19 protein-coding genes are annotated in these 25,834 nt (G+C 56.4%); 15 read left to right on the forward strand and 4 right to left on the reverse strand.

Translation table 11 applies throughout. From position 1 onward, the window contains the following. The first annotated feature begins 455 nt into the window (after nucleotides 1-455). The 7 genes from carA (at nucleotide 456) to EV680_RS08260 (ending at nucleotide 9,514) form a co-directional block, all read left to right on the forward strand. On the forward strand, nucleotides 456-1,586 hold the full coding sequence (carA, locus tag EV680_RS08230; RefSeq protein WP_132954273.1) for a glutamine-hydrolyzing carbamoyl-phosphate synthase small subunit: 1,131 nt from the start codon (nucleotides 456-458) through the stop codon (nucleotides 1,584-1,586). A 158-nt stretch (nucleotides 1,587-1,744) separates the two neighbouring features. Further along, entirely contained in the window at nucleotides 1,745-2,398 is a 654-nt protein-coding gene (gene leuE, locus EV680_RS08235; RefSeq protein ID WP_132954274.1) for a leucine efflux protein LeuE, read from the forward strand. A 26-nt stretch (nucleotides 2,399-2,424) separates the two neighbouring features. Continuing rightward, nucleotides 2,425-3,267 carry a PhzF family phenazine biosynthesis protein gene (locus tag EV680_RS08240; RefSeq protein ID WP_132954275.1) on the forward strand — a complete coding sequence of 281 codons (843 nt, stop codon included), beginning with the start codon at nucleotides 2,425-2,427 and terminating at the stop codon, nucleotides 3,265-3,267. A 49-nt stretch (nucleotides 3,268-3,316) separates the two neighbouring features. Further along, a complete protein-coding gene (locus tag EV680_RS08245) occupies nucleotides 3,317-4,789 on the forward strand; it encodes an alpha/beta hydrolase (RefSeq protein WP_165870927.1) in 1,473 nt (490 codons plus the stop codon). Between the two features lie 288 nt (nucleotides 4,790-5,077). Then, a complete protein-coding gene (locus EV680_RS08250; RefSeq protein ID WP_132954277.1) occupies nucleotides 5,078-5,575 on the forward strand; it encodes an REP-associated tyrosine transposase in 498 nt (165 codons plus the stop codon). A 176-nt stretch (nucleotides 5,576-5,751) separates the two neighbouring features. Beyond that, nucleotides 5,752-8,964 carry a carbamoyl-phosphate synthase large subunit gene (carB, locus tag EV680_RS08255; protein WP_132954278.1) on the forward strand — a complete coding sequence of 1,071 codons (3,213 nt, stop codon included), beginning with the start codon at nucleotides 5,752-5,754 and terminating at the stop codon, nucleotides 8,962-8,964. A 250-nt stretch (nucleotides 8,965-9,214) separates the two neighbouring features. Then, entirely contained in the window at nucleotides 9,215-9,514 is a 300-nt protein-coding gene (locus EV680_RS08260; RefSeq protein ID WP_243650364.1) for a DUF6968 family protein, read from the forward strand. A gap of 349 nt (nucleotides 9,515-9,863) precedes the next feature. Here the strand turns inward: EV680_RS08260 and EV680_RS08265 are convergent, their stop codons facing one another. Next, entirely contained in the window at nucleotides 9,864-10,478 is a 615-nt protein-coding gene (locus tag EV680_RS08265) for a LysE family translocator (RefSeq protein ID WP_132954279.1), read from the reverse strand. Nucleotides 10,479-10,847: 369 nt separating this feature from the next. Here EV680_RS08265 and EV680_RS08270 point away from each other — a divergent pair, with 369 nt between their 5' ends. Further along, the gene (locus EV680_RS08270) at nucleotides 10,848-11,690 is read left to right on the forward strand and encodes a LysR family transcriptional regulator (protein WP_132954280.1); all 843 of its coding nucleotides are present in this window, start codon (nucleotides 10,848-10,850) and stop codon (nucleotides 11,688-11,690) included. Here the strand turns inward: EV680_RS08270 and EV680_RS12190 are convergent. Next, a complete protein-coding gene (locus EV680_RS12190) occupies nucleotides 11,669-11,803 on the reverse strand; it encodes a hypothetical protein (protein WP_279387855.1) in 135 nt (44 codons plus the stop codon). The two genes, EV680_RS08270 and EV680_RS12190, sit on opposite strands and share 22 nt — an antisense overlap. 408 nt (nucleotides 11,804-12,211) lie before the next feature. Between EV680_RS12190 and EV680_RS08275 the strand changes: the two genes are divergently transcribed. From EV680_RS08275 to EV680_RS08290, 4 genes are all read left to right on the forward strand, one after another. Beyond that, entirely contained in the window at nucleotides 12,212-13,531 is a 1,320-nt protein-coding gene (locus EV680_RS08275) for an MFS transporter (protein ID WP_132954281.1), read from the forward strand. Between the two features lie 423 nt (nucleotides 13,532-13,954). Next, on the forward strand, nucleotides 13,955-14,866 hold the full coding sequence (locus EV680_RS08280; protein WP_132954282.1) for an AAA family ATPase: 912 nt from the start codon (nucleotides 13,955-13,957) through the stop codon (nucleotides 14,864-14,866). Next, a complete protein-coding gene (locus tag EV680_RS08285) occupies nucleotides 14,850-15,797 on the forward strand; it encodes a DUF58 domain-containing protein (RefSeq protein WP_132954283.1) in 948 nt (315 codons plus the stop codon). The genes EV680_RS08280 and EV680_RS08285 overlap by 17 nt, the downstream gene beginning before the upstream one ends. 269 nt (nucleotides 15,798-16,066) lie before the next feature. Next, nucleotides 16,067-18,040: a transglutaminase TgpA family protein gene (locus EV680_RS08290; RefSeq protein ID WP_132954284.1), complete on the forward strand. Its 1,974-nt coding sequence runs from the start codon at nucleotides 16,067-16,069 to the stop codon at nucleotides 18,038-18,040. Nucleotides 18,041-18,393: 353 nt separating this feature from the next. Here EV680_RS08290 and EV680_RS08295 read toward each other — a convergent pair whose 3' ends face one another. Further along, nucleotides 18,394-19,140, reverse strand: coding sequence for a HesA/MoeB/ThiF family protein (locus EV680_RS08295; protein ID WP_132954285.1), 747 nt, complete (start codon nucleotides 19,138-19,140; stop codon nucleotides 18,394-18,396). A 3-nt stretch (nucleotides 19,141-19,143) separates the two neighbouring features. After that, the gene (moaC, locus tag EV680_RS08300) at nucleotides 19,144-19,644 is read right to left on the reverse strand and encodes a cyclic pyranopterin monophosphate synthase MoaC (protein ID WP_132954286.1); all 501 of its coding nucleotides are present in this window, start codon (nucleotides 19,642-19,644) and stop codon (nucleotides 19,144-19,146) included. Between the two features lie 490 nt (nucleotides 19,645-20,134). On the opposite strand from moaC, the gene pgaA reads away from it, so the two are divergent. The 3 genes from pgaA to pgaC all read left to right on the forward strand — a co-directional run bounded on the left by pgaA (nucleotide 20,135) and on the right by pgaC (nucleotide 25,798). Beyond that, nucleotides 20,135-22,528 (forward strand): poly-beta-1,6 N-acetyl-D-glucosamine export porin PgaA, encoded by a 2,394-nt coding sequence (gene pgaA, locus EV680_RS08305; protein WP_165870928.1) that lies wholly within the window; start codon nucleotides 20,135-20,137, stop codon nucleotides 22,526-22,528. Nucleotides 22,529-22,560: 32 nt separating this feature from the next. Next, complete coding sequence (gene pgaB, locus EV680_RS08310) at nucleotides 22,561-24,495, forward strand: poly-beta-1,6-N-acetyl-D-glucosamine N-deacetylase PgaB (protein WP_132954288.1); 1,935 nt, start codon at nucleotides 22,561-22,563, stop codon at nucleotides 24,493-24,495. Between the two features lie 64 nt (nucleotides 24,496-24,559). Beyond that, nucleotides 24,560-25,798 (forward strand): poly-beta-1,6-N-acetyl-D-glucosamine synthase, encoded by a 1,239-nt coding sequence (pgaC, locus tag EV680_RS08315; protein WP_132954289.1) that lies wholly within the window; start codon nucleotides 24,560-24,562, stop codon nucleotides 25,796-25,798. Nucleotides 25,799-25,834: the final 36 nt, after the last annotated feature.

Here is a 25,834-nt window from a genome sequence, read left to right on the forward strand (position 1 = left end):
GTTGGCTGCATCGGGCGGTGTGTGAGTGTTGCCAATATCCGACTGGCCGCCGTGCACGCTTTTCAGACGGCCTGCGATTCTTTCCTTGAGCCTAGCGGCGATTTCGTTTAAAATGCATTGCTTCTACAGGCATGCGCGCCATGCCCCAAAAAGCACGTCACCCCATTTTCGAAATGGCGGCGCGTGTTTTTTTTTAGCCAAATATTTTGAGGCCGTCTGAAGCCTGCTTGCGCAAATATTTTCAGACGGCCTGTTCTAGGGCATCCTAGGCATACTATAGTGAAATGCAAGAAAAAGTGATACAAAACCACGCACTATCACGGAGTAGGTTGGGTTGATAAACCCAACGTTTCAGACGACCTGTGGGCTTGTTGGGTTTTCAACCCAACCTACTCGTTGTGTCACTTTTTTATGCATTCCACTATATCGACAAACATCAGGCACAGGAAATCATCATGACAACGAGCGCCATTCTTGTATTGGCAGACGGCAGCGTGTTTCACGGCACTTCGGTCGGCCACCACGGCACCACTTCGGGCGAGGTGGTGTTCAACACTTCGATGACCGGCTATCAGGAAATTCTCACCGACCCCTCTTATGCCAAGCAAATCGTTACCCTCACTTATCCGCACATCGGCAACACCGGCACCAACGGCGAAGATGAAGAGAGCCGCGGCGTGTTTGCCGCCGGCCTGATTATCCGCGACCTGCCGCTTTTGCACAGCAATTTCCGCGCCGGCGAAAGCCTGCAAGAATATTTGGTGCGCCACCAAACCGTGGCCATTGCCGACATCGACACCCGCCGCCTCACCCGCATCTTGCGCGACAAAGGCGCGCAAGCGGGTGCGATTCTCACCGGCGCAGACGCCACCGAAGAAAAAGCGCAGGCGCTGATTGCCGAATTCGGCAGCATGGTGGGCAAGGATTTGGCCAAAGAAGTGAGCTGCGATAAGGCTTATGAATGGAACGAAGGCGAATGGAAGCTCGGCGAAGGCTTTGGCAATCCGGTCAAGCAATTTCATGTGGTGGCTTATGATTTCGGCGTGAAAACCAATATCTTGCGCATGCTGGCCGAGCGCGGCTGCCGCCTCACCGTGGTGCCGGCGCAAACACCGGCTAAAGACGTGTTGGCAATGAACCCCGACGGCGTGTTTTTATCCAACGGCCCGGGCGACCCCGAGCCGTGCGATTACGCCATTGCGGCGGTGCAAGAGATTTTGGCGACGAAAAAGCCGCTGTTCGGCATTTGCTTAGGCCACCAATTATTGGGCTTGGCGGTGGGCGGGCAAACCCGCAAAATGCCGTTCGGCCACCACGGCGCCAACCATCCGGTGCAGGATTTGGATAGTGAAAAAGTGATGATCACCAGCCAAAACCACGGTTTTGAAGTGGATGCGGCCAGCCTGCCGCAGAATGTGCGCATCACGCACAAATCGTTGTTTGACGGCTCGCTGCAAGGCATCGAGCTAGCAGATCAGGCGGCATTTTCATTCCAGGGCCACCCCGAAGCCAGCCCCGGCCCGAACGATGTGGCATATTTGTTCGACAAGTTTATCGACAGCATGAAAGCGGCCAAGGCCGTCTGAAAGCAGCGCCGTAGGTTGGATTCTTGAATCCGGCATTTGGCCGCAAGGCCGAAAAGAATGGCGGGAGATGGGAAAATCTTGTTCTGCGAACAAGTGTCGGATTCGAGAATCTGATTTTAAAATACGCTTAAAGGCCGTCTGAAAAGAAACGCACCATCATGTTCGGCATCACCGATTTACCCACTTATATTATCGGCACCATTGCCGTGATTCTGCTGCCCGGCCCCAATTCGATGTATTGCCTGGCAATGGCGGGGCAACACGGCGTGCGGACGGCTTACCGCTCGGTGGCGGGCATTTTGCTGGGCGACAATGTGTTGATGCTGGCCACGGCGCTGGGCGCGGGCGCGTTGCTCAAAGCGGTGCCGGAATTGTTTCACGCGGTGAAGCTGGTCGGCGGCTTATATTTGGCCTATATCGGTTGGAATCTGTTGCGCGGCGCGGTGAAAAAATGGCAGGCGCATTTAAGGCCGTCTGAAAGCGCCGCACCGAGCGTGCATAACACGGCACCTGCGCATGTGTTCAAACGCGCTTTGCTGCTGAGCCTCACCAACCCTAAGGCGATATTGTTTTTGCTGTCGTTTTTCGTGCAGTTTGTCGACCCGGCCTATGCCCACCCGGGGCTGACCTTTTTGGCGCTGGCGCTGATTTTGCAAATCATCAGCTTTATTTACCTGAGCGTGCTGGTGTTTGCCGGCTTCCACCTCACGCAGGTGTTCAGACGGCATCAAAAAACCGCCGCCGCCGGCATGGGCATCGTGGGCGCGGCCTTTATCGGCTTTGCGGTGAAAATGTGGACGGCCACTTTGTGAGGCCGTCTGAAAAGGAAAAGAAAGCGATGCGCGAATATCCGTTTCAATTGGTGAATGTGTTTGCCGAAAGCCATTTCGGCGGCAACCCGCTGGCGGTGTTCCCCGATGCGGCGGGTTTGAGCGATGGTGATATGCTGCAAATTGCGCGCCAGTTTAATTTGAGCGAAACCGTGTTTGCCTTTGGCGGCAGCGCGGGCGCGGCGGCAGATTTGCGCATTTTCACGCCCGGTGGCGAATTGCCGCTGGCCGGCCATCCCACGCTGGGCGCGGCGTTTGTGTTGCAACAACAGCGCGGGCTACCTGAAAATTTTGTGCTGAATACCCGCGCCAAACCGGTCAAGTTGCATGGTGTAAATGGCAGCATAACATTGCACATCAGCGGCTATACCTGTGAAGCCAGTGCCACCGGCGCTGCGCCATTGGCAGCAGCGACAGGTATTGATGCGGATAAGATGGCTGCACAAGCATTTTGGGTAAACAGCGGCTCGGCGCAATTATTGCTGCAAGTGTATGATTTAGCGGCTTTGCAACATGCGCGCCCCGATTTGCGCGCTTTGCGTGAAATTTGCCAAGCCGATGGCCATTGCACGGTGGTTTATTTATGGTGCGAGCAAGGTGAAAAAGCATTCGTGCGCCTGTTTGCCGAAGTAAACGGGGCGTTGATTGAAGACAGTGGCACCGGTTCGGCCGCCGCCAATCTCGGCGCTTATTATGCCGCCCAAGGCTGTGTGCCGTTGGTGCGCCATATTTACCAAGGCGATGAAATGGGCCGCCCCAACCGCCTGTATTTGCGCGTGGATGCAGAGCAGCATATTTTTGTCGGCGGGCAGGTGGTGGCGGTGGGCGAGGGTGTGTTCCGTTTGCCCTGAATGGTTGAAAGCAGGCTTGAGGCCGTCTGAAAAAGAAAAGAAACAAAGTTTGATAATCCGTCATCAAAAGAAAAAAGCGGCTGCAGCCTGTTTGCTGGCTTTGTTGTCGGCAGGCGCGTTGCCGAGCGCCCATGCAGCGCCGAGCGTTGCCGCTGTGGCATGGCAAAGCTGCCGTGCGCCGGCGTTTAAAGGCTGGTTCAGCAAAGAGGCGCCGGCGGCGCGCGGCTTGGAGTGTGCGGTGTTGGCAGTGCCTTTGTCTTACCAGCCGCAAGAGGCCGCACATCAGCGCGAAGTGAAGCTGGCGCTTACCCGCCAGCGGGCTAAAAACAGCCACGGCGCATTGTTGTTTATTGCCGGCGGGCCGGGGCAGGCGGGGATTAACCCGCTGGCGAGTAAAAGCGCGGCCACGCAGCAATTATTGAGTGAATACGATATTATCGGCTATTCCCCGCGCGGCGTGGCGCCCTCGCTGCCCACCATTGCCTGCCCCGCACCGGAAGAGAGCGGGCAAGTGTATGAAAGCAAAATGTTTGTCGACAGCTGCATCCGGCATATGGGCGCGGACACACTCAAATACATGAGCGCCCGTGATGCGGTGGAAGATGTGGAATCCATCCGCCGCGCGCTGGGCAACGAGCGCCTGAATTTGGTGAGCTATTCCTACGGCACCAAAGTGGCCGCGCTTTATGCCCAACGCTATCCCGCCCATGTGCGCAGCGCCGTGCTCGACGGCGTGGTGGATTTGGCCGAAGACTACACCACGCAGCGCTTAACCCAAGAGCAAGGCTATCAGCATACGTTTGAACAATTTGCCGCTTGGTGCGCACACAGCCGCCCAGATTGCCCGCTGGCCGCCGAGCCTGAAGCCGCCAACCAGCGCATGCACACTTTATTGGCCAAGCTGAATGCGCATCCGCTCACCGACAAACAAGGCGAAGCCATCGACAGCGATGCCTTAATCGGGCTGATGAGCACCGAAATATTGTGGCAGGAAGGCTGGCCGGATTTGGCCCAAACCCTGCGCGATTTGCAAAAAGGCCGCACCGGCAGCTACAACCGCCTGAAATACCAAAGCCCGATGGGCGAGCACGAACAAGATGCGCTCACCGTGATCAGCTGCGCCGATGCCGCCCTGCAACTGCCGCGCGAGCAGGAATTGCAGCGCCTGCGCCAAATCGATGATGCTTCGCGCTTTGACAACTACCGAGCCAAAAGCGACGAAGAATTGCTGGAACCCTGCTCTTATTGGCCGCATGCAGGCACCGATATTGTGCACACGCCCAAGCCCGACCCGAGCCTGCCCAAGCTGCTTTTTGTGGCGCAAACCCACGACGGCACCACGCCCTACCGCAACGCACAGGCCATGGCCGCCGCCTTTAGCGGCCACCTGCTCACCCGCGAAGGCACCGGCCATACATTGGTGCTAAACGGCTTAAGCGAGTGTGTGGATAAACAAGTTTCGGATTATTTGCTTGATCCTGCGGGGTTTGTTGAAACGCAGGTTTGTCGGGCGGATGATTGAAGCAGAGGTAGTTTGGCCGCTAGGCCAAAGATTAGCGGCAATGGTAGGAAAGCTTGTTCTGCGAACAAGTGTCGGATACAAGTATCCGACCTACGGTTGCTACTTGTTCTGGCGAACAAGTGTCGGATACTGCGCGGAAAATGACCGGTATCGGCCAACGTGTAGGTCGGATTCTCGAATCCGACATTTGGCCGCAAGGCCAAAGATTTGGTAGCAATGGTGGCAACTTGTTCTGGCGAACAAGTGTCGGATACGACTATCCGACCTACTCTGTATGAGGGAAATGACATGGATTATCGGCGCTATTACCAAGCTGGCGGCACCTACTTTTTCACCGTGGTGTCGTATCGGCGTGAGCCGATATTAATCCAACCCGAAGTGCGCGTGGCGGTGCGCCAAGCGATTGAAACCGTGCGGAAGCGCTATCCGTTTGAAATTTCGGCATGGGTGCTGCTGCCGGACCATTTGCATACCATTTGGCAATTGCCGGAAAATGATGTGGATTTTTCCGAGCGCTGGCGACAGATTAAGCGGCATAGCCAATATATTTTGAAAAATGAATATCCCAAGCTTTGGCAACCGCGTTTTTGGGAGCATTATATTCGTGATGAAAAAGATTTTGCCCGCCATTATGATTATGTGCATTTTAATCCCGTGAAGCATGGTTATGTGCAGCAGGCCGCCGATTGGCCGTATTCCACCTTTCATCGTTGTGTGAAGCAAGGTATTTATTCGCACAATTGGGGCGGCGGCCAACAGGATTTTACGGCTGATTATGATGAGTAGGTCGGATTCTTGAATCCGACATTTGGCCGCTAGGCCAAAGATTAGCGGCAATGGTAGGAAAGCTTGTTCTTGCAAACAAGTGTCGGATACGAGTATCCGACCTACGGCTGAACAACAATATTTTTCAGGTAGCCTGAAACCGATAAAATTGAAATAACCCGAAGCGAGAGAAAAAAATGCCCAAACGTACCGACCTAAAATCCATCCTCATCATCGGCGCCGGCCCTATTGTTATCGGCCAAGCCTGTGAATTCGACTATTCCGGCGCGCAGGCCTGTAAGGCTTTGCGCGAAGAGGGCTATAAAGTCATCCTCGTCAATTCCAATCCGGCCACGATTATGACCGACCCCGATATGGCCGATGTCACCTATATCGAGCCGATTATGTGGCAAACGGTGGAAAAGATTATCGCCAAAGAGCGCCCCGATGCCATTTTGCCCACCATGGGCGGGCAAACGGCGCTCAATTGCGCGCTGGATTTGGCCAAACACGGCGTGTTGGCGAAATACGATGTGGAGCTGATTGGCGCCACGGAAGATGCGATTGATAAAGCCGAAGACCGCGGCCGCTTTAAAGAGGCGATGGCGAAAATCGGCCTGCACACGCCGCAATCGTTTGTGTGCCACACCATGGAAGAATCGCTGGCGGCGCAGGCCGAAGTGGGCTTTCCCACGCTGATTCGCCCCTCGTTTACCATGGGCGGCTCCGGCGGCGGCATTGCTTATAATAAAGACGAATTTCTGGCCATTTGCGAGCGCGGTTTCGATGCGTCGCCCACGCATGAGTTGCTGATTGAGCAATCGGTGTTGGGCTGGAAAGAATATGAAATGGAAGTGGTGCGCGACCGCAACGACAACTGCATCATCATCTGCTCGATTGAAAACTTCGACCCGATGGGCGTACACACGGGCGACTCGATTACGGTTGCCCCCGCGCAAACGCTCACCGACAAAGAATACCAAATCATGCGCAATGCCAGCTTGGCGGTGTTGCGTGAAATCGGTGTCGACACCGGCGGCTCGAATGTGCAGTTTGCGGTGAATCCGGCCAACGGCGAGATGATTGTGATTGAGATGAACCCGCGCGTGAGCCGTTCTTCCGCGCTGGCCTCCAAAGCCACCGGTTTTCCGATTGCCAAAGTGGCGGCCAAGCTGGCGGTGGGCTACACGCTCAATGAATTGCAAAACGACATCACCGGCGGGCGCACGCCGGCTTCGTTTGAGCCGAGTATTGATTATGTGGTCACCAAAATCCCGCGTTTTGCGTTTGAAAAATTCCCCGCCGCCGACGACCGCCTCACCACGCAGATGAAATCGGTGGGCGAGGTGATGGCGATGGGGCGCACCATTCAAGAATCAATGCAGAAAGCCTTGCGCGGCCTGGAAACAGGCTTGTGCGGCTTTAACCCGAAAAGCGCCGATAAATCGCTGATTCGCAGCGAATTGGCCAACCCCGGCCCCGACCGCATTTTATATGTGGCCGATGCGTTCCGCGCCGGTTTCAGCGCAGAAGAAATCCACGAAATCTGCGCCATCGACCCGTGGTTTTTGGCGCAAATCGAAGACATTGTGCAAGAAGAGCAAAAAGTTTCAGACGGCCTGTTAAGCGATTTGGATTATGACACCTTGCGCCGCTTGAAACGCAAAGGCTTTGCCGACCAGCGCTTGGCGCAATTGCTCAATATCAGCGAAACCGAAGTGCGCGCACACCGCTATGGTTTGAACTTGCATCCGGTGTATAAACGTGTCGACACCTGCGCGGCCGAGTTCCAATCCGACACCGCTTATCTTTATTCCACTTATGAAGAAGAATGCGAAGCGAGGCCGTCTGAAAACAAAAAAGTGATGATTTTAGGCGGCGGCCCCAACCGCATCGGCCAGGGCATCGAGTTTGACTATTGCTGCGTGCACGCCGCTTTGGCGCTGCGCGAATCGGGCTTTGAAACCATTATGGTCAATTGCAACCCCGAAACCGTGTCCACCGATTTCGACACTTCCGACCGCCTCTATTTCGAGCCGCTCACGCTGGAAGACGTGCTCGAAATCGTGCGCACCGAAAACCCGTGGGGCGTGATTGTGCATTACGGCGGCCAAACCCCGCTTAAATTGGCCAACGCGCTGGTGGAAAACGGCGTGAACATTATCGGCACCTCTGCCGACAGCATCGACGCCGCCGAAGACCGCGAGCGCTTCCAAAAAGTGCTCAACGATTTGGGCTTGCGCCAGCCGCCCAACCGCACCGCCCGCGCCGAAGAAGAAGCGCTGGTGTTGGCCGAAGAAATCGGCTATCCGCTGGTGGTGCGCCCCTCTTATGTGCTCGGCGGCCGCGCCATGCAGGTGGTGCACTCGGCCGATGATTTGAAAACCTATATGCGCGAAGCGGTGCAGGTGTCGAACGACAGCCCTGTGTTGCTCGACTTTTTCTTGAACAACGCCATCGAAGTGGACGTGGATTGCGTTTCAGACGGCCAACAAGTGGTGATTGGCGGCATTATGCAGCACGTTGAACAAGCCGGCATCCACTCGGGCGATTCGGGCTGCTCGTTGCCGCCTTATTCGCTTAGCGAAGAAGTGCAAGACGAAATCCGCCGCCAAACCCGCGCCATGGCTGAAGCCTTGGGCGTGGTGGGCTTGATGAACGTGCAATTTGCCGTGCAAGACGGCGTGGTGTATGTGCTCGAGGTCAACCCGCGCGCCAGCCGCACCGTGCCTTTTGTGTCCAAAGCCACCAGCGTGCCGCTGGCCAAAGTGGGCGCGCGCGCCATGGCGGGCATCAGCTTGCAGGCGCAAGGCGTTGAAAAAGAAGTGATTCCTGATTTTTATGCGGTGAAAGAAGCGGTGTTCCCGTTTATCAAATTCCCCGGTGTCGACACCATTCTCGGCCCCGAGATGCGCTCCACCGGCGAAGTGATGGGCGTGGGCGCTACCTTCTCCGAAGCCTACCTGAAAGCGCAATTGGGCGCAGGCGAGCGCCTGCCCGAAAGCGGCAAAGTGTTTATCGCCGTGCGCGATGAAGACAAACCGCTCACCGTCAAAACCGCGAAAAACTTCCAAGCGCTGGGCTACGATTTAATCGCCACCCGCGGCACCGCAGGCTACCTGAAAGCGCACGGCGTGGAAAATGTGGAAGTGGTCAACAAGGTAACAGAAGGCCGCCCGCACATTGTCGATGCGATTAAAAACGGCGAAATCGCCGTGGTGATCAACACCGTGAGCAGCGACGCGCAAGGCGTGAAAGACAGCCACAGCATCCGCCGCACCTCGCTCACCCAGCGCGTGCCGCAATACACCACCATCGCCGGCGGCGAAGCCCTGAGCGAAGGCGCCAAAAGCCTGAACAATATGGGCGTGTATAGTGTGCAGGAATTGCACGGGCGTTTGAAGAAATGATGTTTTAAACTTTTGAAGTGAAGCAGCAGGCCGTCTGAAAAGGGTTTCAGACGGCCTGTTGCTATTGTGCCATAGCCTGTAGGTCGGATTCTCGAATCCGACACTTGTTCGCAGAACAAGACACGCACATTGCTTTGGCCGATGGCCAAACGTCGGATTCAAGAATCCGACCTACGCGGTTGGTGCTATCGAACTGCTTTTATTTTGTAAGGTTATTTTTTAGAATTGGTATAACAAATGAAAAGGATGGATGATGCTGGAAAAGCTTACGATGGAAACGGCAATTGCCCACAGGATATACGAAGTTGCAGACAAACCGGGAGAAGAAGTGCAAATATTCATCGGCAAGCCGGTGCAATATGATCTGAATGAATGGCATTGTCCTTATCGGATTGTTGGCGCCGGAAAGGATTTGAATTTTCACATTGCTGCTGTTGACAGCATTCAGGCATTGCAATTGATTTGGCCTGTGGTTGATAGCGCCATCAGCGGCGCTGATTTATCGCTATTGTGGGGTGGTGGTAAAAACTTGGGTTTGGTATCTGAATAAGCCTTAAATCGGTTTGCCAAAGCCCTCTTGGCTTTGGATTTCAGCTGAAAGAGGTTTCATGCCAAACATCAAAAGTAATATATAAACAGGCAGACCTACGCGGATGGTGCTGTTTAACTGATTGTATTTTTTAATATTATTTTTTGAATTGGTATCATGCCTATCCCAAAAAAATCACCTTACTGCGTTGACTCGCCTTGCCATACTATCTGTATTGTCGCAGGCGCGCCGCCTTGTAAGCTTACTGTTTGAATGGGTTTCAGACGGCCTATTTGATGATTTATCTCAATGTGATTGACACAGAAAAAGCCTGTCTGAAAACCTTTCAAACAGGTTTTTTCAATACCAATCAACCCGCTGCCGCAACCATCAGCATCACCCCCAAACCCATCAGCAATATGCCGATAACGCGGTTGACCACCTGCTGTTTTTGCAGCAAACGGTTGCGCACGGCGGGGCTGGAGAGCACCACGGCCACAAAGGCAAACCACAGCAAATGCGCGGCGGACATAAACGCACCGTAGCCGATTTGAATGCCCAAAGGCGTGGCGGGGCTGACGATTTGGGTGAAGGTGCTGAGCACAAACAGCGTGGTTTTCGGGTTGAGCGCATTGGTGGCCAAGCCGTTTTTAAAGGCCGCCCAATCGCCGATGGCCTGTCCGCCGGCCTGCATCGCGGCCGATACGGGGCGGTGGCGGAAAGTGGTGTAGCCGATATACACCAAATAAGCCGCACCCAAGAGCTTCACCGCGTGGAAAAGGTTGGGCGATTGCAGCAGCAGAATGCTCACGCCCAAAAGCGTGTAGCCCACGTGTATCCACACCGCGGCGGCGATGCCGATGGCGGTGAAAATGCCGGCGCGGCGGCCGTAAAGATAGCTGTTGCGCGTGACCATGGCGAAATCGCCGCCGGGGCTGACAACGGCAAGCAGGGTGATGGCGGCAACGGCGAAAAGCTCTTGCATGGTGGGGTTCCTTTGGGGTGGGTTGATTTTGTTGGAGGTAAGGCAAACCTTGCGGTTTGCTGCCCTCTCCCTAACCCTCTCCCGCGGGAGAGGGAACTCGGATGCAGAAGCTGGAAATATTACAGACCACCTGAAATATTCTATGATTAATCATCTGTTTTAATTTTGCTATTTTTCAGACGGCCTACAACAGTTATTGCAGCAGAAATCTAATCCCCTCTCCGGCGGGAGAGGGCAGCAAGCCACAGGCTTGCATTCTGTGGCATACAGATACCAATCATTGCTTATCAAATCTATGTTCCAAAACCGAATTCTGCTTTAAGATAGGCCGTCTGAAAATCGATATATTTTCAATATAAAGGTGAGATTTTGGAACAGATTAAACGGCTGCCGCTCAAGGCGCTGAAGTTTTTCTTTTTTACTGCCAAACACGGCAGCCTCACGGCGGCCGCGGAGGCTTTGCACGTTACTCACGGGGCGGTGAGCAAGCAGCTGAAGCTGCTGGAAGCGCATCTGGGCACGGCTTTGTGGTTGAAAGAAGGCCGCCGGCTGCGGCTCTCGCCGGCGGGGCGGCAGTTGCAAGCGGCTTGCGGCGAGGCGTTTGCCGGGTTGGACGAGGTGCTGGGGCGTTTGCAGGGCGGCAAGAGCCGTGATTTGGTGGTGTCGTGCGAGCCGACTTTGGCGATGAAATGGCTGATTCCGCGCATCACCGCGTTTCCGCAAGATGCGGGTTTCAACGTGGTGATTTTGGCGGCCGGCGGCGCGGTGGATTTCGGGCGGCAATCGGTGGATGTGGCGATTCGGCGCAACGATTTTGCTTGGCCGGCAGGCATCGCGGCAGAGCGCTTGGGCGATGAAAAAATGGGCGCGGTGCAGATTCCCGCTTTGGCGCATTTCAGACGGCTGCACAGCCACAGCCGCCCCGAAGCCTGGAATGCGTGGCTGCAACACGGCGGGGCAGGCGCGGAAATGGCGGAAGACATGTATTTCGAGCATTTTTACCTGTCGATACAGGCCGCGGTGGCCGGGCTGGGCGTGGCGATGGCTTCGCAATGGATGGTGGTCGATGAAATTGAAAACGGGGTGTTGGCCGCACCCGAAGGCTTCAAACCCGACGGTTCGGCTTATTATCTGCTCTCGGCCGAGCCATTTGAAGCAGATGAGCGCAAACAGCGCTTTTTGGCTTGGATTCAGGCGCAGATGGGCGGGTAGCCGCTGCGGATTTTTGCCTGAGATTTGTTTTGCGAGAAGGAAGCGGAGGCCGTCTGAAAAATTTTCAGACGGCCTTGTGTTGTGTTGCCGCCGCAATACGGGTTGTTTGTCACGGTATCGGCTATCTGTTGCGGCAGTTTCGGCTATATGTAGTGAAATGCATAAAAAAGTGGCGCAACCTACGCGGTTGCTGAAATATTGATGTTTCAGACGGCCTTGTTACCGGCTGAAAAAAACGCGTGTGTGGATGAGCCACATCGTGTTCAGGTGACGGGTGGTTGTTTTCAGACGGCCATCAATCATGATGTTGAATCAATAGCTTGAGCGGTTTATCGCAGCATCGGCCATTGATTGCGGCAGCTTTGGTTGCGCAATGGTGCATATCGGGCATATTGTTTCAGACGGCCTTTTCCAGCAAGGCCGTCTGAATCTTTTTTAAGATTGCAACTATTTGATAAATCATATATAAACCGTTTTGTTGGTAAATATTAATATCAACACAACAAGAGGGCGGAAAATCAATGGATATTGTTGCGCGGCTGCAAAGCCTGCCGGTGGGCAGGTTTCACTACAAGCTTTTGGTGCTGGTGGGCTTGGGCTGGCTGTTTGATGCGATGGACACGGGCATGGTGTCGTTTGTGTTGGCCACGCTGGGCAAGGAATGGGGCTTGAGCCCGAAAGAATTGGGCTGGGTGGTGAGCATCGGCTTTGTGGGCATGGCCATCGGCGCGGTGATGGGCGGGCGCACGGCGGATAAAATCGGCCGCAAAACCGTGTTTGCGGTGAGCTTGGTGGTGTATAGCATTGCCACGGCTTTGTGTGCCGTGGCGCCGGATTTGGGCTGGCTGTTGGTGTTTCGCTTTTTTGTGGGCGTGGGGCTGGGGGCGCAATTGCCGGTGGCGGTGACGCTGGTGAGCGAATATGTGCCGGCCAAGGTGCGCGGGCGCTTTATTGTGCTGCTGGAGAGCTTTTGGGGCTTGGGCTGGCTGGCGGCGGCGCTGGTGTCTTACTTTTTCATTCCGCAATATGGCTGGCACAGCGCGTTTTTAATCGGCGGCTTGCCGATTTTTTATGTGTTTTTCATTTGGAAATACATTCCCGAATCGGTGCCTTATCTGATTAATAAAGGCCGGGTGGACGAGGCGCATGCGATTGTGAGCCGGCTTGAAGCCGAGGCGGGTTTGCCGGTGGCGGAAAAAGCGCTGGTGGCGCAGGCGGCATCAAAAGAGCCGTTGCGCTTCGGGCAACTCTGGCAGCCGCCGTTTGCCAAGCGCACGTTGATGTTGTGGCTGATTTGGTTTGGCATTGTGTTTTCGTATTACGGCATTTTCACTTGGCTGCCCAAGCTTTTGGTGGACCAGGGCTACACGGTAATCAAAACCTTCGAATATGTGTTGGTGATGATTCTGGCGCAGCTGCCGGGCTATTTTGCGGCGGCGGTGTTGGTGGAAAAAATCGGCCGCAAGGCCACGCTGGCGGGCTTTTTGTTTGCCTGCGCCATCTGCGCTTATTTTTTCGGCCAAGGCGGCAGCGTGACGGCGGTGGTGGTGTGGGGCTGTTTGATGTCGTTTTTCAACCTCGGCGCCTGGGGCGTGCTCTATACTTACACCCCCGAGCTTTATCCGGTGCGCTTTCGCGCTTTCGGCTCGGGCTGGGCGGGCGCGGTGGGGCGCGTGGGCGGCATTCTCGCGCCGATGGCTGTGGCCGCGCTGATCACGCAGCCTGAGGGCTTCAGCAAAATCTTTATGATGTTTACCGGTGTGTTGCTGGCGGTGGTGGCGGTGATTGTGCTTTTGGGCGAGGAAACGCGCGGGCGCACGCTGGAAGACATCAGCAGTTAGCATGAAAGTTATCGTGGAATGCATGAAAAACGATACGGGCTGTGTGTGGCAAACCATACACGCATAAGCCGTTTGACCCGCGTGCGCGGCTGCACCACACACGCTACGCACGGTTTGAGATTTATTTTTTGCGGCCGTTTTTCTTTGGCTTCACTTTCACTATAGAATGGATAGCAGGTCGTCTGAAAGAAAGGCTTCAGACGGCCTTTTTATGCGTGTGTGATGCGGTGGGCAAACGCTTTGTGTTAAGATTATGCAAATATATGCCGTCTGAAATTATTTCATACCCAACCTAAAAAAATAAGATAACAAGGCGACGAGCCGCAGACAGTACAGCGAATACGGCAAGGTGAGGCAACGCAGTTGGGTTGTTTTTTTAGGTTGGGTTTCAGACGGCCTCAATTAATGATGGGTTGATTTAGCATGAATGTTTCTATCGAAAAAGCGTTGCAGCAGCTCGACGGCCTGATTTTGGGCAAGCAGGCGGTGTTGCGCCAGTTGCTCGCCTGCATTTTGGCCGGCGGTCATGTGCTGCTCGAAGATGTGCCGGGCGTGGGCAAAACCACGTTGGCGCATGCGCTGGCGGCGGTGCTGGGGCTTGATTACCGGCGGGTGCAGTTTACCAACGATATGTTGCCGGCCGATTTGCTCGGCGTGAATGTTTACCGCCCCAATGAAGGGCGCTTTGAGTTTCATCCGGGGCCGGTGTTTCATTCGTTTTTGCTGGCCGACGAAATCAACCGCGCTTCGCCCAAGCTGCAATCGGCGCTGCTCGAAGCGATGGAGGAGCGTCAGGTGTCGGTGGACGGGCAAACTTATATGCTGCCCGCGCCTTTTGTGGTGGTGGCTACGCAAAATCCGAGCGAGCAGCTGGGCACATTTGCGCTGCCCGAATCGCAGCTCGACCGCTTTATGATGCGCTTGAGCCTGGGCTATCCGGATGCGGCGGCCGAAAAGCAGCTTTATGTACACGGCGACCGCCGCCGCGCGCTGCCGGCTTTGCAGGCGGTGTGTGATGCGCCGCTGTTGCAGCAATGGCAGCAGCAGGCGGCAGAGGTGAAATTTGCGCCGGCGGCGGCCGATTATGTGTATCGGCTGGTGCAGGCCACGCGCCAGCCGGGGCGCTTTGTGTTGGGTTTGAGCCCGCGGGCGGGGCTGGCGGTGGTGAATGCGGCCAAGGCGTGGGCGTTTATGCAGGGCAGGGGGCATGTGTTGCCCGACGACATCAAGGCGGTGTGGGTGGCGGTGGCGAATCACCGCTTGCAGCCGGTGCAGCAAGGGCCTGCCGGCGCGCAGATTTTGGCGGATTTGCTCCAGCATGTGGCCGTTGCCTAAGCCGCAGCCGCCGCTGGCGGCGGGACGCACACCGGCTTTGCGCGATCTGCATTGCCGCCCCACCGGGCTGGGCGCGGGGCTGGCGGTGATGGTGGGGCTTTTGTGGCTGGTGGGGCTCAATTATCAGGTGAATCTGGCTTATGCGGCGGCTTTTTGGCTGGCGGGCTTTGCCTTGGTGGCGGTGTTGATGAATCTGCGCCAGCTTTTGGGCGTGCAGATTGATGTGGTGCTGCCGCAGGAAGTGTTTGCCGGCGGCGAGGCCTGTTTGCGCCTGAGCATGCCGGATAATGTGCGTGCGCGCTGGCTGTGGCTTTGCAATGAAGACGATTATCTGCAAAGGCCGTCTGAAAGTGCTTTGTGGCAGCCTTGGCATGCGCAGGCTTTCGGGGGCGAAGCGGCATTTGAATGGCGTGTGCCGGCCGGGCGGCGCGGCTATTTGCGTGTGCCGCCGCTGCGCACCGCCGCCATTGCGCCTTTCGGCCTGAGTATGGTGCAATGTGTGTGGCATTGGCCGAGCGATGCGCTGGTGTATCCCGCACCCATATCGCATGATGTGCCTGCCCGAGCCGCCGGCACCGATGACACCGACCGCACGCGGGCGCCTTTGAGTGGCGGCGAGGATTTGGCTTATTTGCAGGCGCACCAGCCCGGTGCATCGTTGCAGCATGTGGCTTGGAAAAGCTATGCCAAAACCGGTGAAATGCTCGACAAGCGTTTTGAGAGCGAGCCGGCGGCGGTGGATAACACGGTGTTGTCTTATCTCGATTATCCGCCCGACACGCCCAAAGAGCGCCTGGCCGGCCTGCTCTGCCACCGTGTGCTCGAAGCCGAGCGGCGCGGGCTGGCTTATTCGCTGCAATTGCCCGAGCGCGTGATTGCGCCGCAAAACGGCCGGCGCGAACGCTGCTTGAGTGCGCTGGCTTTGTGGTAGGCATTCCGCAGGCTTTCAGACGGCCTGTTTTTATGGCGGCACGATTTAAACCGGCACAGTGCTTTTCTGCTTTGCCGTGTTATACCCATTCAAAAAAGTAAGCTGACAAGGCGGCGAGCCGCAAGCAGTACAGATAGTACGGCAAGGCGAGGCAACGAAGTTAGGTTATTTTTGGATTGGTATTATCTATGCAGACCCCAGCTTGCTGCTTGGTTGTGATTTAAACCGTGTCGCTATGCATTTTAAGTTTTTTCAAACCGATGGTTTCCATGTATATCCTCAATCCGCCTTTTCTGCGCCAAACGCCGCCGCGGCGCACGCAATTTGCCGTGCTGCTGGTGTTGTTGTGCTCGGCGCTGCCGCTGGCCGCTTCGTTGCCGCTGGTGGTGATGGCGCTGTTTGGCGGCCTGTGGCTGCTGCGGCTGGCTTTGTTGCGCTTGAACATCAGCAAAATCCCGCTGGCGGCGATGCTGCTGCTGATGGTGATGGCCGCGGTGTTGGTGTGGCAGCAGCTGGGCACGCTTTTCGGGCGTGAGGGCGGCATTGCTTTTTTGCTGCTGATGGTGATGCTCAAAGCGTTTGAGGGCAACACGCGGCGCGATTGGCAGGTGTTGCTTTTGGCGATGCTTTTCTTGGCGGGTGCGGGGGTGCTGTTGAACCAAAGCCTGCCGGTGGGCATTTGGCTGGTGCTCACGCTCGCGGCGGTGGGCGCCTGCATGGCGATGCTGGGCGGGTTGCCGCCCATGCAGGCGCTGCGGCGCGGCGCTTGGGCTTTGTTGCTCACGCTGCCTTTGATGGCGTTGCTGTTTGTGAGCGTGCCACGCTTAAGCGAGCCTTTGTGGCGCATTCCGCAGCAAAGCGGTGCAGCAGCGCAAACGGGTTTGTCCGACACCATGCAGCCGGGCAGCATCAGCAATCTTGTGCAGAGCAATGAATGGGTGGCGAATATCACGTTTTCAGACGGCTATATGCCGCAGCCGGGCGATTTATATTGGCGCGCCATTATTATGGGCGCGTTTGACGGCACGCGCTGGCAGGCGTTTGACGGTACTTATATCGATAGCGCCGAAGTGCCGGCCGCACCGCGCAGCGTGCATTATCAAATGATAGTGCGCGATCAGCAGGGCGTGCTGCCCGCGCTGGATTATCCGACCGATGTGCCGCCGGGTCTGACCGGCCGCCTGGGGCGGGTGGTGCGCGCCGAGCGCAGCCGCGAAGGTTTGCGCCGCATCGAATTGGCCGCCGCTTTGAGCGACACCTTGCCGCATCGCTTGAATGAGGGCGAGCGCGCTTATTACACCCGCCTGCCCGAGGGCAATCTGCAAACGCGGCTGCTGGCCGAGCGCTTGTGGCAGCAATCGGCGCACGAGCGCCAGTTTATCGACAATGTGCTGCATTATTACCGGCGCCAATCGTTTGCCTACACTTTGCAGCCGCCGAAAATGCCGGGCAGCAACGGCATCGATGAATTTATGTTTCAAGCGCGGCGCGGCTTTTGCGAACATTATGCGCAAAGCTTCGTGGTGATGATGCGCGCCGCCGGCCTGCCCGCGCGGGTGGTCACCGGCTATCACGGCGGCGAATACCATCAGGCCGGCGGCTTTTGGCAGCTGCGCAGCAAAGATGCACATGCGTGGGCAGAAGTGTGGCTGGCCGGTGAAGCGGCATGGTTGCGCGTGGATCCGACCGCGGCCGCCGCTTCGGTGCGCCCCGGCGCCAATCTGGAAGAAGCCCTGCCCGAAAGCGAGCGCGCCTTGTTGGCCGGCCACAGCGGCGCTTGGTCGCGCTGGAGCGAAACCGGCCAATATTACTGGCAGCAATGGGTGGTGAATTATGACCAAAGCAAGCAAAACAGCCTGTTTGCCGCGCTGGGCTTGGGCGGCTTCAATTGGAAAACGCTGCTGTTGGTGCTGCCCGTGGGGCTGCTGCTGGCGCTGTTGCCGCTTCTGCGCTGGTGGGCGGCCGGGCGGCGGCGCGATGTGTTGAATGAAGGCTTTATGCTGTTGAAATCGGCCTTGTTGGGCGATGACAACGAGCAGCTGGCCGCCGCCAGCGCAGGCGAAATCAAAGCCTTGTTGCAGCAGCACGGTATCGACGATGCACAATTGGTGCGGCTTTTGGATGAATACGAGCATTGGCTTTATGCCGCCGAGCCGCCGGCCGCGCGGGTGCAGCGGCGCTGGCTGCGCCAGGTACGCCGCGCGGCCGCGCGCTATCGGCGCTCGGCGCGGCAGGCCGTCTGAAAGGTTTTCAGACGGCCTCTGCATGCCGGTTGTAGATACCATCCCAGCATCATGCATACGATTGCGCCGTAAAAAAGCACGGTGTGCCTAGGGTCTGTTCACAATTCATCTCGTGGCAATCTTTTGGCTCAAAAACGCGCCTGCCGTGTTGAAAATGCTCGAAAGGTGTCCAACCTTGCTGCGCTTTTCGCCTTGCAAGCGCGCTTTTGCGCTCAAAATCTTACGCACGGATGAAATGTGAACAGACCCTAACTACGCATTAATTGTTGATTTTAATAGATGATATTTTGGTTAACTTGATTGGCAAACAAAAAGGCCGTCTGAAAGAAAATTTTCAGACGGCCTTTTTGTTTTTAACGATGGCCGCACACGCGGCAGGCGGGGTTTTTGTCGAAAGCGAGCCGCTGCCATTCGTTGGCGAGCGCATCGTAAAGCAGCAACTCGCCGCTTGCGTTTGCGCCTATGCCCATCAAGAGCTTGAGCGCTTCGGCCGCCTGTGTGGTGCCGATAATGCCCACCAAGGGTGAAAACACGCCGAACACGGCACAAGCGCCGTCGTTGGCAGATTCGCCGTCAAACAGGCAGGCGTAGCAGGGGGTGTCGGGCAGGTCGGGGCGGTAAACGGCAATCTGCCCCTCAAAGCGCACGGCGGCGCCGGAAACCAGCGGCGTGCGGGCGGCCACGCAGGCGCGGTTGACGGCTTGGCGGGTGGCGAAGTTGTCGCAACAGTCGAGCACAAGATCAACGCTTTGTGCCAGCTCAAGCAGGTGCGCTTCGCTCAGGCGCTCGTTGAGGGCGCTGATTTGTGTGCGGCTGTTGAGGGCATTCAGACGGCCTTGCAAAACCTCTGCCTTGCTTTGGCCGATGTCGGCTTCGCAAAAAGCGGTTTGGCGTTGCAGGTTGGTGTCGTCGATGGTGTCATCGTCGGCAATGATCAGCCGCCCCACGCCTGCTGCGGCCAAAAAGGGCAGTGCCGCCGCACCTAAGCCGCCGCAGCCGACCACCAACACGGCGGCATTGAGCAACTTTTGTTGGCCTTCGATGCCGATTTCGTCCAGCAGCAGGTGGCGGCTGTAGCGCAGCAGGTCGCGATCGTCCATGGCTTAGTAATCGATGTTTTCGAATTGGTCGGTAAAGGTGAAGGGGCCGCTTTTGCCGCCGCTTTTTTCTTCCAGATGAATTTGGCTGATCACCATGCTTTTATCCACGGCTTTGAGCATGTCGTAAATGGTGAGCAGGGCGATGTTGACGCCGGTGAGCGCTTCCATTTCCACGCCGGTTTGGCCTTCGGTGCTGGCGGTGACGCTGGCTTTAACGCGGCTCAATTCGGCATCCACTTCAAAATCCACCCGTACATGGGTGAGCGTAATCGGGTGACACAGCGGAATCAGAAAGCCGGTTTGTTTGGTGGCCTGAATGGCGGCGATGCGGGCAATGCCCAACACGTCGCCTTTTTTGGCGGAGCCTTCAATTACGGCATCGAGCGCGGGTCGGCTCATATTGATGATGCCGCTGGCACGAGCGCTGCGCACGCTGGGCGCTTTGCCGCCGATATCGACCATATGGGCTTCGAGGTTTTCGTTGAAATGGGTGAGGTTGGACATAATGGTTTTCCTGAATGTGTTGGCAACAAGCCGAAGGCCGTCTGAAAGCGGCAAATGTGCAGCTTGCGTATTTTAAAAGATTTTGCCCGCCACGCCTATGAAAACTGCATCCAAGCGGCTGTAAAATCAGCATCTTCTCTAAAATAAACTCAACTGATTGATTGTTATGTAAATTTAAATTTTATCAGTGATTATTTTAAATAATAAAAAATGAATTGCCGACTGTCGGCAATAGAAGCCGCTGAGGTAATTGTCATAATTACATGCCATTACAGCGGTAGCATGGCACCCGCAGTAATTATATAAAACACCATTCAATATCAAAAAAACAGCCTTAAAAAGCTCGACGCCACACGGAAAACGCAGGCCGCCCGCCGGCTGCATACTCTTTTTAAAATCGAACCAAGCTGTTTTATTGCCGGGCAGGCATTAACCTGAGGCCGGTATTTTAAATTATTAAAACATGAATAGATTACATCATTTTTCCCGCATGGCCGTATGCCTGGCTTTGGCATGGGCAGGTGCCGCGCCGGCGTGGGCAGACGATATCCAGGCCGAGCGCGAGCATTGGGCGGCGCATGCCCGTCAAAGCGAAGCGGCGCTGGGCGAATCGGTGGCCGCTTTGCAAAAACTCTATGCCCAAAGTGGCGATGCCAAAGTGCGCGCCGATCTGATTGCGCTGTTGGTGCGGCAGGGGCGCGCGGAAGCGGCGTTGGCCGTGTGCAGCCGCTGTGTGCCGGAAGATTACCGTGCCGATGAATTGGAAAATCTGGCCAAGGCCGCGCGCGACAAACATCAGTTTGTGCGCGCTGTGATGCTTTATCAGGCGCTGCAACAACAAGCGCCGCAGCAGAAAATCGGCTGGCTGGGCGCGGCTTTAGCCAATGTGGATGCGCACGAATATGCCGCCGCCAAATTGAGCATTGCCGCTTACCGGCAGCGCTTTGGCAACGATGAAGCCATCGGTGCGGCCGAGCAATATCTCAACGAGCAATCGAAAACCCTCGCCGAGCGCTTGGGCGAGTTGCAGCAGCAGCTCAGTGCGCAGCCGGGCAATCACGAAGTGGTGATGCAGCTTTACCGCACCGCGGGCGGCTTGCAGGCTTATCCCGTGCAAGAGGGGCTGATGGCGCAATATCCGCAGCTTTTCGGCCGCAACGACCGCTTGTGGCTCAATCATGCCGAAGCGGTTACACAATTGCGCGCCTCGAAAGAAGCGGGCAACCGCAGCGAAGGCCTTGATGCCTATCGGCGCTTGAGCGAATTGGTGAAGGAAAGTGTGCCCGGCAGCGATTTGCACACACGTGCGCTGCGCGACCGCATGCTCGCGGCGGTGACGGTGGGGCAGGGCAAGCAAGCCTTGCGCGATTATCAGCAGCTCACCGCAAAAGGCGCGGTGCAGCCTAATTATGTGGAAGATGCTTACGCACGTGCGCTGGTGATGGAAGGCAGCCCGCGCAAAGCGCTCAAGGTTTTTCAGGCGCAAGAGCAAAAGCAGCTGGCGCAAAGCGGTCGGGTGGATCCGGAGCTGGTGGAAAAGCTGGTGCAGGCGCAGGCCGATATGGGGCAGTTTGACCGCGCCCAAGCGCAGCTCAACACCTTCAGCCCCAACCGCAAGCGGCCCGATTTTACCCACACCACACAAATCAACAACCCCTATTACGAGCGCCAATATTTCTGGCAAGTGCGCCTCGATGCCTGGAACGGCAACATGAAAAACGCCATTGCGCTGATGGACAGATGGCTCGCCGAGCACCCGGGCGACCCGTGGGCGATGATTTTGCGCGGTGAATTGGCTTATTGGAACGGCCGCAACGATGAGGCCGAATATTGGTTCAACGAAGCCATGCTGTTGCTGCCGCCCGAAGGTCAAAGCTGGGCGCGCAGCAACCGCGGCAATATTCTGATGGCCAACGGCAATTGGAAAGGCGCCGCCGCCGAATTGGCCGCCTTGCCGCCGGACAATCCCGATTACGATGATTTGCGCCAACGCAACCGCGAAGCGCGCGCGGCGCAATTGAGCGTGTCGGCCGGCATCTTTCGCGCCACTTCGCCTAAAGACAGCGGCAACGAATGGCAGCACAACAGCGTGCTTTATTCGCCGCGCAGCACGGGCGGCCACCGCGCTTATGTGCGCTGGCAAAACGGCTATGTGCCCAATCACGGCGATGAATTGCGCTTCGGCCGCGTGGGCGCGGGCGGCGAACTGAGCTTTTATCCGTTTAATGTAAGCCTTGAGGCCGGCCACGGCTTGCAGCTGAACAACAAAGCCTATTTTTCGGCCGGCGCGGGCTACCGCGTCAACCAGCATTGGTCGCTCTCGGCCAATGCCGCGCTCAACAGCGCCAACACACCGGCCAAAGCGCTCAATCAAGATGTGTATGCCGATGAATACACGCTGGGCGCCAATTATGTGCACAACGCCGACACCCGCCTAGGCGCAGGCTTGGGCTGGATGGATTTCGACGACGGCAACTTGCGCCAAAGCGCTTATTTATGGGCTTCGCAAACCTTGTGGCAGCGCAACCGCTGGAAGCTTAACGGCGCTTTGTGGGCGGATTACAGCCGCAATAAAGACATTCCCGCCGCCGCTTACTACAACCCGAAAAACAGCAAAAGTGTGAGCGGCGATTTGAGCCTTTCTTATGCCCTGCCGCTCGATGGCGGCATCAGCCTCACCCAGCAGCTGGGTTTGGGCAGCGGCCGCTATTGGCAGGCCGAGCAAAATGGTGAAAACACCTGGACGCTCAAATACGGCCACGATTGGCGCTTGGGCAAACGCGTGAACCTCAGCTACGAAGCCGGCCGCAAAAAAGCCATTTACGATGGCGACGCCGAATACCAATTATTCGGCAATGTGGGCCTGAATGTGCGTTTTCAGTAATCAACCCAAAATTTGAAAAGGCCGTCTGAAAGATGAAATTAAGCAAATTATTCCTGGTAGCGCTTGTGGGCATGCTGCTGGCCGGTATGGCTCGTGCAGCCGATATCCGCACCGACGATATCCGCTTTGGCGCTTTGTGCTACCACGATGTGGTAGACGAAAGCCCGCAAGGCTTGGCGCGCGGCGAACAGGTGTTTGTCGGCGAGATGCAGCGCCAGTATTTTCCGCAAACCATCACGGTGCAAAAGCTGGTGGCGCATTTCAACTGGCTCAAAGCCAACGGCTACACGCCGGTGAGCTGGCAGCAGGTGGAAGATGCCCGCGCCGGCCGCAGCCGCCTGCCTGAAAAGCCCGTGTTGCTCACATTTGACGATGGCTACGAGAGCTTTTACCGGCTCGTGTTTCCGCTGCTCAAGGCTTACCAATATCCGGCCGTGTTTGCCGTGGTGACCGGCTGGCTCGACACGCCTTCGGGCGGCAGCATCGCCTATGGCAACCGCCAATTGCCGCGCAGCGCTTTTGTGAGCTGGGCGCAAATACGCGAAATGCAGCAAAGCGGCTTGGTGGAAATCGCCTCGCACACCGATGATTTGCACCGCAGCCTCATCGGCAACCCGTTTGGCTCGCAATTTGCCGCGGTGATGCCGGGCAATTACCGCAACGGCCGCTATGAAACCGAAGCCGAATACCGCAACCGCATCCGCACCGATTTCCGCCGCTCGGCCGATTCGATTGCGCGCAACACCGGCAAGCGCCCGCGCGTGTTGGTGTGGCCTTACGGACAGTTTAACGAAACTGCTGTGGCGATTGCCCGCGAAGAAGGCTTTGATAGCGACTTAACCCTCAACGACCGCAAAGCCAACACCGCCCAAACCCGCAATGTCGGCCGTGAGCTGATCGATCAGGAAAGCAATCTGGGCTTTATCAAGGATTATCTCGAAGCGCGCCTGTTTGACCACGGCATGGAGCGCGTGGTGCATGTGGATTTGGATTATGTTTACGACACCGATGCCCGTCAGATGGAGCGCAATTTCGACAAACTGGTAGAACGCATCGCCAACTATGGCGCCACCACCGTGTATTTGCAGGCTTATGCCGATGATGATGGCAACGGCGTGGCCGAAGCGGTGTATTTCCCCAACCGCCACATCAAAATGAAGGCCGATTTGTTCAGCCGCACCGCTTGGCAGCTGATCACCCGCGCCGGTGTGAAAGTGTATGCCTGGATGCCGATGATGGCATTTGATTTGGGTGAAGGGCATGAATATGTGGCCCACAACCAAACCGGCCGCCCCGACCCCAAGCATTATCTGCGCCTCTCGCCTTATAACGACACTAATCGGCGCAAAGTGGCTGAAATCTATCGCGATTTGGCTTTTCACAGCCGCTTCAACGGCATTTTGTTTCACGACGACGGCTTCTTAACCGATTACGAAGACCCGCGCCACGCCGTCACGCAAACGCAGGCTGCCGCCGAAGCCAAAACCGACGACCTGATTGCTTATTCAGACGGCCTCAAGCAAGCCCTGCTCGCCTACAGCTTCAACGGTGCCGACAAGCTGCAAACCGCGCGCAACGTGTATGCAAGCATTTTGACCGATGCCGAGGCGGAAAAATGGTTTGCCCAAAGCCTGCCCAAATTCACCCGCCATTACGACTACACCGCCATCATGGCCATGCCTTATATGGAACACGAAGAGCCGATTTCCCCCGCCGAAGCCAAACGCTGGCTCAAAGAGCTGGCCGGCACGGTGAAACAAAGCGGCGTGCCGTTGGAAAAAACCCTGTTTGAGCTGCAAGCGAGCAATTGGCGCACCGAAAAGCCGATACCCGATGCCGAGCTGGCCGGCTGGATGCAGCTGCTCAAGCAAGAGGGCATACGCAATTTCGGCTATTACCCCGATGATTTTTTAAACGACCGCCCGAGCATGCAAGCCCTGCGCCCGTATTTTTCATTGAGAAGATAAGCCGCATCAGGCTTTCAGACGGCCTGCCTTGATTGAGGCCGTCTGAAAAGAAGTGAGATTGGTGATGAACTTAAGCTGGTATGAATATCTGGGCGTGTTTGTGATGCTCTATCCCGGGGTGATGGCTGCTTATTGGACGATTTCGGGCATTTTGTATTTCGTGTTTTTCGAAAACCGCGCCGAAGCACCCGACTTCGATTATGCCGATGGCGTGGAGATGCCGATGGTGAGCGTGCTGATTCCCTGTTTCAACGAGGAAGACAATCTCGAAGACTCTATTCCGCACCTGCTCAGGCTCAATTATCCGAATTACGAATTGGTGTTTATCAACGACGGCAGCCGCGATACCACGCTGGAAATCATCGAAAAATGGGCGGCACGCGAGCACAAAATCGTGGCCTTGACGCAAAGCAATTCCGGCAAGGCCGCCGCCATGAACAACGGCCTCAAGCACGCCCACGGCCGCTACATCGTCGGCATCGACGGCGACGCCGTGCTTGACTACCACGCGCTCGACTACATCGTGCAAACGCTCGAAGCCAACCCCATGCTCGGCGCCGTGACCGGCAACCCGCGCGTGCGCAACCGCAGCACCGTGCTGGGCAAACTGCAAGTGGCCGAATTCAGCTCGATTATCGGCTTAATCAAGCGCTCGCAAAGCATTATGGGCACACTTTTCACCGTGTCGGGCGTGATTGTGGGGCTGCGCAAAGAAGTGATTGAAAAAGTGGGCGGCTGGAGCACCAATATGATTACCGACGATATTGATGTGAGCTGGAAAATCCAAACCGCCGGCCACAACATCGCTTACGAGCCGCGCGCGCTTTGCTGGGTGCTGATGCCCGAAACCCTGCGCGGCCTTTATAAACAGCGCCTGCGTTGGGCGCAGGGCGGCGCAGAAGTGGTTTTGAAATATTTCCGCCAGGTGTGGCGGCTGCGCAATTTCCGCCTGTGGCCGCTTTATATCGAATATCTGGTCACGCTGGTGTGGGCTTATTCGATGTTTGCCTTTATGGGCATCGGCCTGTATCAGGGCATACGCCACGGCACGTTTAACCCGCATTGGTTTGAAGTGAGTAGCATTGTGACGCTGGTGATGTTTGCGATTCAGTTTTCCGTGAGCATCGCCATCGACAACCGCTACGAAAAAGGGCTGTGGCGCTACTTTATCAGCTGCATTTGGTATCCATATGCGTTTTGGATAATCAACAGCCTCACCTTGGTGCACGGCCTGCCCAAAGCGATTTTACGCAATAAAAACAAGCTGGCCGTGTGGGTGAGCCCCGATCGCGGCGTGCAATAACACCTATATTTATTCAAACACAACACCAAACGGCCA

Origin of the sequence: Uruburuella suis (genome assembly GCF_004341385.1) — a bacterium.
Classification (GTDB): Bacteria; Pseudomonadota; Gammaproteobacteria; order Burkholderiales; family Neisseriaceae; genus Neisseria; species Neisseria suis.